Here is a 13067-nt window from a genome sequence, read left to right on the forward strand (position 1 = left end):
CATGAGGATGACCACTCAACCGCTATTCAAAGGCCTCCTGCGCCCAGTGCTGGTGTCGGCCGTGTTTTTCATGCTGCTGACGGGGCTGGCGTACCCGGCGTTCACCACCGTGGCCGCACAACTGATGTTCCCGTTCCAGGCTCGCGGCTCGCTGATCGAGCGCGATGGGTTGGTGATCGGCTCAACCCTGATCGGCCAGCACTTCACCCAGCCCCAGTACTTCCACGGCCGCCCGAGCATGACCCTGGGGGCCGACCCGCAAGACCCGGGCAAAAGCATCGCGCAGCCGTACAACGCAGGTTCCAGCGGCGCCAGTAACCTCGGCCCGACCAGCCAGAAACTGGTGGACCAGGTGGCCGCGCGGGTCCAGGCCTATCGCCAGGACAACGCCCTCGCCGCCGACGCCCCGGTGCCCGTGGATGCGGTGACCGCTTCCGCCTCGGGCCTCGACCCGCATATCTCGGTGGCCAACGCGCGCCTGCAACTGGCACGGGTCGCCCGCCTGCGGCACATCCCGGAGCCCGAACTGCTGCAACTGCTCAGCGCGCACACCAGCGCCCGCACCCTGGGGCTGCTCGGCGAGCCGCGGGTCAACGTGCTGCAACTCAACCTGGCGCTGGATGCTCGTCAGCCCGCCATCGCGGTCAGTGAGTAAGACATGATGAAGAATGCCCGTTTGCCCCTGTTTGACCGACGCATCCTGCTCACTGCCAGCGTCGATGCACTGAAGAAGCTGCTGCCCCAGGCCCAATGGAAAAACCCGGTGATGTTCGTGGTGTACCTGGGCAGCATCCTCACCACGCTGCTGTGGCTGCAGTCCCTGGGCGGCCAGGGCGAAGCGCCCAGCGGCTTTATCCTTAGTATCACCTTGTGGCTGTGGTTCACGGTGGTGTTCGCCAACTTCGCCGAGGCCCTGGCCGAAGGCCGCAGCCGTGCCCAGGCGGCCAGCCTGCGGGGCATGAAACGCCAGACCCTGGCCAAACTGCTGCAGCAACCCCGTCACGGCAGTGCATGGCTGCCGTTGGAAGCCAGCCAACTGCGCAAGGACAACGTGGTGTTGATCGAGGCCGGCGACCTGGTGCCGCTGGATGGCGTGGTGATTGAGGGGGTCGCGTCGGTGGATGAAAGCGCGATCACCGGCGAATCGGCCCCAGTCATCCGCGAAGCCGGTGGCGACTTTTCCTCGGTCACCGGTGGCACCCGCGTGCTGTCGGACTGGCTGGTGGTGCGGATCAGCGTCAACCCCGGCGAGTCCTTCCTCGACCGCATGATCTCGATGGTGGAATCAGCCAAGCGGCAGAAGACCCCCAACGAAGTCGCGCTGACGATTCTGCTGGTGGGCCTGACCCTGCTGTTCCTGCTGGTGATCGCCACCCTGAGCCCCTACTCGATCTTCGCCGTGGCCATGAGCGGCACCGGCAGCGTGATCAGCGCCACGGTGTTGGTGGCATTGCTGGTGTGCCTGATCCCCACCACCATCGGCGGCCTGCTCTCGGCCATCGGCGTGGCGGGCATGAGCCGGATGATGTCGGCGAACGTGATCGCCACCTCAGGCCGCGCGGTCGAGGCGGCCGGCGATGTGGACGTGCTGTTGCTGGACAAGACCGGCACCATCACCTTGGGCAACCGCCAGGCCAGCCACTTTTTGCCGGCACCCGGGGTGAAGGAAGCCGACCTGGCCAACGCGGCGCAACTGGCCTCCCTGGCCGACGAAACTCCGGAAGGCCGCAGCATCGTGGTGCTGGCCAAACAGAAGTTCGACATACGCGCGCGGGACATCAACGCCCTCGGCGCCAGCTTTGTGCACTTCACCGCGCAAACCCGCATGAGCGGCGTCGACCTGCCCCAGGGCCGGGCGATTCGCAAGGGCGCGGCGGATGCGATTCGCAGCCATGTCGAAGCCTTGGGCGGGAGTTTTCCGGCAGCGCTGCAGGCGAAAGTTGATGAAGTCTCACGGCGCGGCAGCACCCCGCTGGTGGTCTCGGACGGCGCCAAGGCGCTGGGTGTGGTTGAGCTCAAGGACGTGGTCAAGGGCGGCATCAAGGAGCGCTTCGCCGAACTGCGCCGCATGGGCATCAAGACCGTGATGATCACCGGCGACAACCGCCTGACCGCCGCCGCCATCGCCGTGGAGGCCGGTGTGGATGACTTCCTCGCCGAGGCTCGTCCAGAAGACAAGCTGCAATTGATCCGCGACTACCAGGCTCAGGGCAAGCTCGTGGCCATGACCGGCGACGGCACTAACGATGCGCCGGCGCTGGCCCAGGCTGACGTGGCGGTGGCGATGAACAGCGGCACCCAGGCGGCGAAAGAGGCCGGGAACATGGTCGACCTCGACAGCAACCCGACCAAGCTGATCGAAGTGGTCGAGGTGGGCAAGCAGATGCTGATGACCCGTGGCGCCCTCACCACCTTCAGCGTGGCCAATGACGTGGCGAAGTACTTTGCGATCATCCCGGCGGCCTTTGTCGCGACCTATCCGCAGCTGGGCGCCTTGAATGTGATGCACCTGACCAGCCCCAACTCGGCGATTCTCAGTGCGGTGATTTTCAACGCGCTGATCATCATCGCCCTGATCCCGCTGGCCTTGCGCGGCGTGACCTACCGGGCGATTGGCGCGGCGGCGTTGCTCAACCGCAACTTGCTGGTCTACGGCGTGGGTGGCGTGCTGGTGCCGTTTGCCGGGATCAAGCTGATCGACATGCTGCTGACGGGATTGGGCCTGGTGTAACACATCCCTTGTAGGCGCCGGCTTGCCGGCGCCTACAAGGGATCTTGTGATTTCAAACATACAGGTTGGCTAATGGCAACTATCAAACGACTCAACGCCCCACCCGATGAACGCCCCGACCCCGACGCCTTGCTCGCCTGGGTCCAGCAGGAAGAACAGGCCGCCTTGCGCGGCAAACTGCGTATCTACTTTGGCTCCAACGCCGGCGTGGGCAAGACCTGCGCCATGCTCACGGCGGCCCACCGGGAAGTCGCCCAAGGCCGCGACGTACTCGCGGGCGTGATAGAAACCCACGGCCGCACGGAGACCGCCGACCTGCTCCACGGCCTGGAGCAACTCCCCCGCGCCGCCCTCTTGCACCGCGAGTTCGCACTCGAGGAATTCGACCTCGACGCCGCCCTGAACAAACGCCCTGGCGTGGTGCTGGTGGACGAACTGGCCCACAGCAACGCCCCTGGCTCACGCCACCCCAAACGCTGGCAAGACGTCGAAGAATTGCTCAGCGCCGGCATCGACGTGTGGACCACGCTCAACGTTCAGCACCTGGAAAGCCTGAACGACCTGGTCAGTGGAATCATCGGTATTCGCGTACGCGAAACCGTGCCGGACCATGTGTTCGACAACGCCCACGAAGTGGTGGTGATCGACCTGCCGCCCGATGATCTGCTGCAGCGCCTCAAGGAGGGCAAGGTGTACCTGGGCCCGGCGGCGGCGCGCGCGTCGCGGCATTTCTTTCGCAAAGGCAACCTGCTGGCCTTGCGCGAACTGGCCTTGCGGCGCACGGCCGACCGGGTCGACAGGCAGATGCGCACTTACCGCCGCGAACGCTCGATCAACACGCTATGGCCGGCCCGTGAGCGCTTGCTGGTGGGCGTAGCCGGCGATAGCGGTGATGAGCGACTGGTGCGCGAGGCTGCGCGCCTGGCACAAAAACTTGAAGCCGACTGGATCGTGGTGCACGTGGCCACCGAGCATGGGCGCGGTGCCAAGCGTTACCTGACCGCCATGAAAACCCTGGCCCTGGCCAGTGAGTTCGGTGCCGATACCGCAACATTGCCGGGCATGGACGTGGCCGAAGCCCTGGCCGCCTGTGCCCGTGAACACAATGCCAACCGCTTGGTGCTGGGCCATCACCCACGCCAGGCGTGGCGGTTGTGGCATCAATCGGTCAGTGATCGGATCAGCCGCCATCACCCGCATATCGACCAGATCGTGATTGCCCATGGGCTGTTGCCCAGCCAGCCACCCGCCACCGAAAAAACCACCGCGCAACCCGGCACACGGCTGGCCTACCTCTGGGCCAGCCTGGCCTGTTTCGCGGCCAGCGCCATCGCCGCATTGCTGCTTCAGGTGTTCGACCTGGCCAACGTGGTCATGCTGTTCCTGCTGACCGTCGTGCTGGTGGCCCTGCGTTATGGGCGCGGCCCGGGTGTGTGGGCGGCGATGCTCGCGGTGCTGTGTTTCGACTTCTTTTTCGTGCAGCCGCGTTACTCGTTCACCGTCAACGACACCCAGTATTTCTTCACCTTTGCGCTGATGCTCGGCATCGCCCTGATCACCGGGCAACTCACCGCCCGCCTGCGCCACGAAGCCCGCACGGCCGCGGCGCGAGAACGACGCGCGACCTCGTTGGCGCGACTCGCCCGCGACTTGTCTGCCGCGCTGACCGTGGAGCAAATCAGCGAAGTGGCCCTGCGGACCTTCAGTGGCGTGTTCGAAGCACGGGTCGGCCTGGCCCTGCCGGACGCCGCCGACGGCGTGCACAGTGCAGGCGCGGGCGGCCTGCCGATAGACGACAGCATCGCCCAATGGGCCTACGACCATGGGCAGGCCGCCGGCCAGGGAACCGACACGCTGTCGGCAGCCCAGGGTTGCTACTTGCCGCTCAAGGCGCCGATGCGTGTGCGCGGCGTGCTGGTGCTGGAACTTGCCCAGAGCGAGCGCCTTAATGACCCGCAGGAGCGCCGCCTGCTGGAGGCTTGCATGAGCCAATTGGCGATCGCTCTGGAGCGTGTGCACTTTGTCGAAGTGGCCCAGAGCACCCTGGTGCAGATGGAGGGTGAAAAAATGCGCAACACCCTGCTCGCCGCCATTTCCCACGACCTGCGCACCCCGTTGACCACCCTGATCGGCGCCGCCGACACCGCCCTGCCCCACGCGCCGCCCGGTCCACTGGCCGAGCTGCTGCAGGGCATCCACGAACAAGCCACCTCGATGCAGCGCCTGATCGAAAACCTGCTGGACATGGCGCGCATGCAAGAGCGCGGTGTGCGCTTGAACCGGCAATGGCACTCCCTGGAAGAGATCGTTGGCAGTGCGCTGCGCCAGTTGCGTGAGCCACTGGCGCGACACGTCGTGCGCACCACGCTGACCGCGCAATTGCCCCTGGTGGAGGTGGACGCGCTGATGATCGAACGGGTGCTGGTCAACCTGCTGGATAACGCCGCCAAGTACACCCCGCCCGGTACTGCCATTACCGTCAGCGCCAGCAAGACGAGGGACAGCATCGTGCTGGAAGTCAGCGATACCGGCCCTGGCCGCGCGCCGAGCAATCTGTTCGAACCCTTCGCGCGCGGCCAGCAGGAGTCGTCCATCGCGGGCATCGGCCTGGGCCTGGCACTCGCCAAACGCATCGTCGAGGCACACGGCGGCCAGATCGAAGCCCGCCCCGGTCGCCAAAGCGGCATGCATTTCATCATCACGCTACCGGCGGGCATCCCGCCCTCCCTGGAACCCCTATGAGCACAGCACGTATTTTGATTGTCGAGGATGAGGCCAATATCCGCCGCTTTGTCGGTATCGCCCTGCAGGATGAAGGCTTTCAGGTGTTCGAGGCCGACAGCGTCAAACGCGCCTTGATTCATGCCGCCAGTCGCCAGCCTGACGTGGTGATCGTCGACCTCGGCCTGCCGGATGGCGACGGCAAGCAATTGATCAGCGAACTGCGCGGCTGGCTGTCGGTGCCGATTCTGGTGCTGTCGGCGCGTGATCGCGAAGAGGAGAAAGTCGCCGCCCTGGATGCCGGTGCCGATGACTACCTGACCAAACCCTTCGGCGTGCCCGAGTTGCTCGCGCGCATCCGTGCCCAGCTGCGCCGGCATGGGCAGACCGGCACCGTGGCGGCCACCAGCAAGGTCGCGTTCGGCGACATTGAAGTCGACCTGGCGACCCATGAAGTGGCGCGCCAAGGCCATTCGGTGCACTTGACGCCCATCGAATACCGCTTGCTCTGCGCCATGATTCGCGGCCAGAGCCGGGTGCTGACACACCGGCAGTTACTCCTGGAAGTCTGGGGCCTGGATTACGTCGACCGCGCGCACTACCTGCGCGTACACATGGCGCATCTACGGCAAAAACTTGAGGCCGACCCTGCCCAGCCACAGCATTTCATCACCGAGTTGCAGGTGGGTTACCGGCTGGTGGGCGTGTAGCGTCCGGCTCATGGCGGTTGGTGAGACTGGCATGGGCGAGCAACCACTGGCGGAAACTGCGCACCGCCAAGGGCGGGTTGCGATGGTGAGGTTGCATCAAATGCAGGCGGCCACGGCTGTGCATGGTATGGGGCAAGGCCATTTGCAGGCGCCCGGCGTCAAGGTCGGCCTCCAGCAAACGCTTCCAGCCCAGGGCAACGCCGTGCCCCATCACCGCCGATTGCATCAACAGTTGATAGCTGTTGGTACGCAATGCATGGCGCGGGGTGTAGTAGTCGGCGCCGGCATCGGCGAACCAGTCGGTCCAGGTCAGCCAGTCGTGGTAGTGGTCCTCGACGATCAACAAGGTGTGAGCGTGCAACAAGTGGTGCAGATCGCGAATCGGGCCGTGGCGTTCAATGTAGCCGGGGCTGCACACGGTGATGACCTGCTCGCTGTCGAACACCGGCGACAACTCCAGGCCAAGGGGCGCGGCCAGTTCATCCAGGTGATAGAACAGGCCCAGGTCATACTCGCTGACGTCCAGGTGGCTGGGGCTTTCGCTGCACAGGATGCGGATGTCCAGGTCCGGGTGCTCGCGCTGGAACTGCGGCAACAGGCCGGCGAGCCAGACCGAACTGATGGTAGGTGTGCTGGCCAGGGTCAGCTGGCGGTCGGCGCCACGCCGGCGCAACTCGGCAGACTCACGGTCGAGCTCACGCAACAGGCGCTGGATAGTGCGGAAATATCGGACCCCGGCGGGTGTCAGGCTCAGGCCCTGGGCCAGCCGGTAAAACAGCGGGCGGGCCAGGTCTTCTTCGAGGCGCTTGACCTGGCGGCTGACCGCACTCTGGGTCAGGTTCAGCTCATGGGCCGCCTGGGTAAAGCTCAAATGGCGGGCAGCCGCCTCGAAGGTCTGCAGGCAGTTGAGGGGCGGAAGATCGACGTTTCGGCGCGACATGAGCAGGTCCATTGGCAGTCACGGGCCTAGGTTTGCCCAGGCCCGCAGAGATCACGTTGGCAGGCATCCTGCCAGTTGCCCGCTCACAGCGCGACCCTGGCCACGCGTTTACTCCATTGCCGACGGTGTTCCAACTGGCCGTTTTCCCAGGCGGTCTGCTCCGCTTCGATGTAGAACCACTCGGCATCGGCGTGCACGCTCAGCAGGCTTTCCACTTCCACGGCCCACTGGTCACGGCCCACGCGGTAGTGCCACTGAATATCGGCACGCGTCGACAGCGGGTCCCAGGGCAAGGTGCGGTATTGCTCGGTGCAACGCTGGTCCACCGACAGGCCGTGGTCGATAAAACGCACCGCGCCCAGGTCATCCTCGATTTTGACGCAGACTTCACCACTGCCGATATCTTCGATCAACGTGCGTTTCGGCGCGGCGGCGCGCAGGACTTCCATGGCGACCGGGGTCGCCGACTGTGGCGCTTCGAACGGGCAGTCCACCGCCTCGCCGTTGAATACCGGCAGTTGCAGGCTTTGCAGTGTCGGCAGCAAAGTCAGGGTGGTCAGCTCGCGACTCGGCCACAGCAGCGGAAAACTCGCGGTGCTCAACGCCAGGCGTAAACGGTAGCCGGCGGGCAGGCGCATGCCGATGTGGTCGAGGTTTAACTGCACGTCCATCGGTTCATTCGGGACTACAGGTGTTACGTGGGAAAGGTCCTCGCGCAGCGTGAGATTGAGCACGCCGTAGCTGATCTGCGTGACGTGGCCCTCCGGGGATACTGCGTTCAACCGGGCGACCAATTGACCACAGGATGTATCACTGGCCACGCGCAGCTTGAGGCGCGCATCGCCCAGCAGCGCCAAAGGTTCGGTCAAGGGTTGGGAGTCAAAGCACAGCGAGTGGGCATCATCCCGGCGCTGGTCCGTCGGGCCATCAGGGCCAAACCAGATCGCGCAGTACTCACCCTGGTGCAGGCCGGTGGTCAGCGGCGAGCAAATGCTGCGCGGTGCGGCCAAAGGTTGTACGCCAGCAATCAAGCCGTGTTCGCCGAGGCTGAAATCGCGCCATTGCACCTGCGGATCCGGCCAGCCCGCAGTCTGCACCCAGATACCCGGCCGTTCGGCGTAACTGCCCTTCGGCGGCAGAACATCCTGTAGGTAAAAAGTGCAGGCTGCGTCATCCATCACCCCGTTATCGACGCCCTTGAGCCAGTGATCCCACCAGCGTTTGGCTTCTTGCAGAAAGCCGATGGCAGGATTGGGCACGGCGAAATGCGGGTATTTGTGAATCCACGGACCGATCATGGCCTTCTTCGGCCCTGGCAGGTTTTCCATCAGGCGCGAGACGGTATTGCGGTAGGCATCGCCCCACCCGCCCACGGCATAGACCGCTGCCTTGATCTTCGAATAGTCCTCGCACACCGAGCCATGGCGCCAATAGTCATCACGGGTCTGGTGCTGCAGCCAGGTCTCGGCGAGCAACGGCATGGCGTCCAGGCGTTGGTGCCAGAGATCTTTCCAGCCGTCGCCGACCAGCACAGGATCGGGCACGGCAGCGCTGAAGTTGAGCATGGTGGCGGCCCAGCCGAAGTTCTCCATCAGCAGGTTGCCGCCCTTGTAATGGATGTCGTCGGCAAAGCGGTCATCGGTGGAGCACAGGGTGATGATCGCCTTCAGCGCCTCGGGCTGGCGTGCCGCGACTTGCAGGCCGTTGAAGCCGCCCCAGGAGATGCCCATCATGCCGACATTGCCATCGCACCAGGGTTGCTGGCACAGCCAGTCGATCACTTCGAGGGCGTCTTCCTGTTCCTGCAGCAGGTATTCATCGGCCATCAACCCCTGGGATTCGCCATTGCCACGCATATCCACACGCACACACACATAGCCCTGCCCCGCCATCCACGGGTGGGTCAGCGCATCACGCACGGCGGTGCCATCGCGCTTGCGGTACGGCAGGTATTCCAGGATCGCCGGGAAGGTCTGCGAGCCGGCGACTTCGGGCAGCCAGATACGGGCAGCCAGTTGGGTGCCGTCCTTCATGGGGATCAGGCAGTGCTCGATTTCACCGACCTTGTAGGCAAACTCGGTAACGATTTCCATCGGTAACTCCAAACGCGTTTATTGCGAACAAACGGCTCCCCCACGCCCGCAGGGAAGCGCGTGGGGAGGCACACAGGTGGTTGGGTCTAGCGGGCAAATTCCGCCACGGGGCTGGCGCCGCGCAGCTCGGGCTCGGTGGCCGGCCGGACGTTTTTCACATCGAGCAGCGCCGGGTTCTTCAGCCAGAAGATCAACGAGGTGCTGGCCAGCAACACCAGGATCATGCCCGGCAAGCCGCCGAGGTTGGAGAGCATCTTCACCCCGTCGATGCCGACGAACGCGACCATCACCCACGAGACCGAGCCGATGATCAGGCCCCAGACAATCTTCAGCAGCGGGTTGCCGTCCAGGTCGGAATCGGCGGTCACGCCTTTGCTGCACAGGTTGGCGATCACGTCGGTGCTGGAGTCGGCCGCGGTGACGAAAGAGATGAACGCGACAAACAGCAGGAACGCGATCATCAGGCCACTGGCCGGCAATTGCTGGAACATCTGGTACAGCACGTGCTCCACGCCCTGCTCGTTCAACACCCGGTTGAGGCTGCCGTCGCCCAGCGCATCGAAGTACAGGCTGGTGCCGGAGAAGATGCAGATCCACACCGCCGTGAACAACGCCGGGTAGAGCATATTGATGTGGATGAACTCACGCACGGTATAGCCACGGCCGATCTTGCCGAGGAACAGCGCACTCACCGGCGCCCAGGCAAACCACACCGACCAGTAGAACACCGTCCAACTGTACGGCCAGGTATCGCCACTGGCGGCGCCGGTGAACAGGCTGCGGCTGAAGAAGGTGTCGAGGTAAACGCCAAGGGACTCGACGCCGAGGCTGAACATGTACAAGGTCGGCCCGCACAGCAGCACGAACAGCCCCAGGGCCAGCATGATCCAGGTGTTGAACGAGGACAGCATCACAATGCCTTTTTGCAGGCCGCTGGCGGCCGAGGCGACAAAGGTGATGACGATGATCGCAATGATGATAGCCAGGCGAAACGGCGTGGTTTCACCGCCGATGTACTGGGCCAGGCCACCGGCCAGGGTCAACGCACCCGTGCCCAGGGACGAGGCCATGCCGGCCACCAGGGCGAACATCGCCAGGGTGTCGATCAGCCCGGCGTAACGCTTGACCCGCGCCGCCCCCAGCAGCGGCTCAAGCATGGCGCCGATGGAGAAGTTGCTGCGACGGTTATAGAACACCAGCGCAAACACCAGCGAGGGCACCAGGTAGATGGCGTAGGGCGTGATGGTCCAATGCAGGAACATCGTCGACATGGCAAAGCTCTTGGCCGCCGAGCTGCCCGCTTCGATTGGCTGGCTGGTGGGTGGGCCGTACAGGTGATAGAGCGGTTCGGCGGTGGTCCAGAACAGCACGCCCACTGCCAGCGTGGTGCACAGCGCCACCATGAACCAACGCCATTTGCTCAGCAGGGGCTGGGCGTCTTCACCGCCGATGCGCACCTTGCCCAGCGCGGAGAAGTAGACGATGGCGGTCAGCACGACCATCGCAAACGAGCCGGCGCTGAACAGCCAAGAGAAGTTTTTCAGGATCAGGTTGTTGAGCTGTTTGCTGACCGCCAGGAAGGCATTCAGGTCGACGTAGCTGGCGATCACCGCCGCCAGCAGGATCAGGAAAGTTGGCCAGAACACCAACGGACGCAGTGGATATTTCATGTAGAGCCATTCCCCTTGCAGACTATTTTTATGTGAATGAGCGGGTACGGCAGCATCCTGCTGCCAGTCACTCGCCTGGAAGTCTTCGCGTGGCTATTAATAAACGTTTAAGCGGCCGAGGGCGCAATCAACCAATGTGCATGGGGGTATTCCCTCACGTCATGGCGCACCAGCACAGTTCAGGGCAACTAGGCAGTGCACAACGGCAAGGCGCCGGGAGGATAAATCGCGGACGAAAAAAAGCCCGCTCAATGAGCGGGCTTCTTGTGGTGACCTGGCGTTCAGCGTTCCAGGTAACCGAATATGGCGCAGCGGACGGGACTCGAACCCGCGACCCCCGGCGTGACAGGCCGGTATTCTAACCGACTGAACTACCGCTGCGCGTAACACATGAAACGAATGGTGGGTGATGACGGGATCGAACCGCCGACATTCTGCTTGTAAGGCAGACGCTCTCCCAGCTGAGCTAATCACCCTTCGTTTCGGTGTGGGCGGCATCATACACCAAAAATCCGCAATGTCTTGATTTAAATGCACTTTATTTGAAATATTTTCTCGTCCAGGGCAAACCCCAGCAAAAACGGGCTTCTGCGCCCTCAAACGCGAGTCTATTGCGTTTACCCGTGGCTTGGCCGCACAATTAAAAACCATTCTCAATAACGCCTGAGCCACGCCTATGTCTGTGGGTGAACCGCCATTCCAACGGGAAATTACCCAGCTCTACAGCGAGCATCATGGCTGGCTGCTCACCTGGCTGCGCCGCAAGCTGGGCTGCCGGCACAACGCAGCCGACCTGGCGCAGGATACCTTTGCACGCATTCTGAACGCGCGCGAATCGGTTGCTGGCATTCGCGAGCCCCGGGCGTATTTGAGCACCACCGCCAGGCGACTGCTCATCGACCAGGCGCGGCGCAGGCAGATTGAACAGGCCTATCTGCAGGAACTGGCCCTCACCGTGGACGCGCTGGAAGGGTTTCAATCCCCGGAGCAGATCCACACCACTCTCGAAGCCCTCGAACAGATCGCGTTTATCCTGGAAGGCATGCACGAATACTCGCGCCAGGCATTCGTGCTGTACTACCTCGAAGAAATGACCCAACAGCAAATCGCCCGACAGCTCAAGTTGTCGGAACGCACCGTGCGCAAATACCTGATCCAGGCGCTCATGCATTGCGGCCACAGTATGGACACTTGATTGAGCATGCCGGACGCCCACCCACAGATCGAACAACAAGCGGCCGAATGGCTGCTGCGCCTGCACGACGGCGAACTGAACGAGGCCCAGCGACTGGCGTTCGAGTGCTGGAAACAGCAAAGCCCGCAACACGCCGCAGCGGCCGCCCGCATGGAAGCCGTTATCGCCCGCATGCAGGCCCTGCGAGGCAAAAAAGCCCCGGCACGGGCGGCGCTGAACGCCGCCTTTGACCAGCCCAAAAACCGTCGACGCAAGAACGCCGTGCGCGCGCTGGTAGTGGCCTGCAGCCTGGCGATTCCGGCAGCGGCGTTGCTGGTCAGCCCTTATCCGCAGCAATGGATGGCCGATGTGCGCAACGGGCCAAGCCAATGGCAAACCCTGCAACTGGCGGATGGCTCAATGCTGACCCTCAACGGTATCAGCGCGGCAAACCTGCATTTCGACAGCAAACAACGCCGCATCGAATTGCTGCAAGGCGAAATCCTGGTGCAGGTGGCCCACGACACCACGCGGCCGTTTGTCGTGCAGACGCCTCAAGGCACCCTGCGTGCGCTGGGCACACGGTTTGTGGTCAAGCGGGACGGTGATGTCACCGTGCTGAGCATGCTCGAATCCCGCGTGGCCGCACACAGTGCCAACGGCGAGCAGACGCTGGAAGTCGACGCAGGCTCACAAGCCTTGATGCGTTCCAGCGAGGTTCGCCTGGCCGGCACTGTCGACCCGACCAGCATCAACGAAGCCTGGCGTCGCCATCAACTGGTCGTGGAGAACAAGCCGTTGCCCGAGGTCCTGGACGAAATCGCCCGGCATCGCGCCGGCCGCGTGCAATTTGATCGCCGTGCGCTGCAAGGCCTGCGAGTGTCTGCCGTGATCCCTCTGGATAACAGTGACCATGCCCTGCAATTACTCGCGCAAACGTTGCCGATCCAGGTGCGGGCCTTCACCCCTTGGTTGATCGTGGTAAGCCCCGAGACACCGCCCAATAAATAATTATTCGCATTTGCTTC

Annotated in this window: 9 protein-coding genes and 2 tRNA genes; 6 read left to right on the forward strand and 5 right to left on the reverse strand. The window is 63.5% G+C overall.

Annotated elements, in window-relative coordinates; all coding sequences use genetic code 11:
• The first annotated feature begins 7 nt into the window (after positions 1–7).
• The 4 genes from kdpC to AC0IYN_RS00350 all read left to right on the forward strand — a co-directional run bounded on the left by kdpC (position 8) and on the right by AC0IYN_RS00350 (position 6162).
• Complete coding sequence (gene kdpC / locus AC0IYN_RS00335) at positions 8–655, forward strand: K(+)-transporting ATPase subunit C (protein ID WP_406598876.1); 648 nt, start codon at positions 8–10, stop codon at positions 653–655.
• Between the two features lie 3 nt (positions 656–658).
• Positions 659–2731 carry a potassium-transporting ATPase subunit KdpB gene (kdpB, locus tag AC0IYN_RS00340; RefSeq protein WP_471840121.1) on the forward strand — a complete coding sequence of 691 codons (2073 nt, stop codon included), beginning with the start codon at positions 659–661 and terminating at the stop codon, positions 2729–2731.
• A gap of 72 nt (positions 2732–2803) precedes the next feature.
• Positions 2804–5473: a DUF4118 domain-containing protein gene (locus tag AC0IYN_RS00345; protein ID WP_406598878.1), complete on the forward strand. Its 2670-nt coding sequence runs from the start codon at positions 2804–2806 to the stop codon at positions 5471–5473.
• Complete coding sequence (locus AC0IYN_RS00350) at positions 5470–6162, forward strand: response regulator (protein ID WP_406598879.1); 693 nt, start codon at positions 5470–5472, stop codon at positions 6160–6162. Before AC0IYN_RS00345 ends, AC0IYN_RS00350 begins: the two co-directional genes overlap by 4 nt.
• Here AC0IYN_RS00350 and AC0IYN_RS00355 read toward each other — a convergent pair.
• From AC0IYN_RS00355 to AC0IYN_RS00375, 5 genes are all read right to left on the reverse strand, one after another.
• A complete protein-coding gene (locus AC0IYN_RS00355; protein ID WP_406598880.1) occupies positions 6122–7102 on the reverse strand; it encodes a LysR substrate-binding domain-containing protein in 981 nt (326 codons plus the stop codon). The two genes, AC0IYN_RS00350 and AC0IYN_RS00355, sit on opposite strands and share 41 nt — an antisense overlap.
• Before the next feature lie 83 nt (positions 7103–7185).
• Positions 7186–9195: a CocE/NonD family hydrolase gene (locus AC0IYN_RS00360; RefSeq protein ID WP_471840124.1), complete on the reverse strand. Its 2010-nt coding sequence runs from the start codon at positions 9193–9195 to the stop codon at positions 7186–7188.
• Positions 9196–9281: 86 nt separating this feature from the next.
• Positions 9282–10865, reverse strand: coding sequence for a BCCT family transporter (locus AC0IYN_RS00365; RefSeq protein WP_406598882.1), 1584 nt, complete (start codon positions 10863–10865; stop codon positions 9282–9284).
• Positions 10866–11169: 304 nt separating this feature from the next.
• Positions 11170–11246: transfer RNA gene (locus AC0IYN_RS00370), tRNA-Asp, on the reverse strand.
• 19 nt (positions 11247–11265) lie between these two features.
• Positions 11266–11341 (reverse strand) — tRNA-Val (locus tag AC0IYN_RS00375).
• Between the two features lie 200 nt (positions 11342–11541).
• On the opposite strand from AC0IYN_RS00375, the gene AC0IYN_RS00380 reads away from it, so the two are divergent.
• Together AC0IYN_RS00380 and AC0IYN_RS00385 are read left to right on the forward strand one after the other, a co-directional pair.
• Positions 11542–12060 carry a sigma-70 family RNA polymerase sigma factor gene (locus AC0IYN_RS00380; RefSeq protein WP_406598883.1) on the forward strand — a complete coding sequence of 173 codons (519 nt, stop codon included), beginning with the start codon at positions 11542–11544 and terminating at the stop codon, positions 12058–12060.
• A 6-nt stretch (positions 12061–12066) separates the two neighbouring features.
• Positions 12067–13050: a FecR family protein gene (locus tag AC0IYN_RS00385; protein ID WP_471844719.1), complete on the forward strand. Its 984-nt coding sequence runs from the start codon at positions 12067–12069 to the stop codon at positions 13048–13050.
• Positions 13051–13067 lie beyond the last annotated feature (17 nt).

This window comes from Pseudomonas sp. AC112, assembly GCF_979253545.1.

Coding starts and splice junctions, on each gene's coding strand:
- AC0IYN_RS00345 (WP_406598878.1), top strand. CDS start 2,804: ATGGCAACTATCAAACGACTCAACGCCCCACCCGATGAACGCCCCGAC.
- kdpB (WP_471840121.1), top strand. CDS start 659: ATGATGAAGAATGCCCGTTTGCCCCTGTTTGACCGACGCATCCTGCTC.
- AC0IYN_RS00360 (WP_471840124.1), bottom strand. CDS start 9,195: ATGGAAATCGTTACCGAGTTTGCCTACAAGGTCGGTGAAATCGAGCAC.
- AC0IYN_RS00350 (WP_406598879.1), top strand. CDS start 5,470: ATGAGCACAGCACGTATTTTGATTGTCGAGGATGAGGCCAATATCCGC.
- AC0IYN_RS00365 (WP_406598882.1), bottom strand. CDS start 10,865: ATGAAATATCCACTGCGTCCGTTGGTGTTCTGGCCAACTTTCCTGATC.
- kdpC (WP_406598876.1), top strand. CDS start 8: ATGACCACTCAACCGCTATTCAAAGGCCTCCTGCGCCCAGTGCTGGTG.
- AC0IYN_RS00355 (WP_406598880.1), bottom strand. CDS start 7,102: ATGTCGCGCCGAAACGTCGATCTTCCGCCCCTCAACTGCCTGCAGACC.
- AC0IYN_RS00385 (WP_471844719.1), top strand. CDS start 12,067: ATGCCGGACGCCCACCCACAGATCGAACAACAAGCGGCCGAATGGCTG.
- AC0IYN_RS00380 (WP_406598883.1), top strand. CDS start 11,542: ATGTCTGTGGGTGAACCGCCATTCCAACGGGAAATTACCCAGCTCTAC.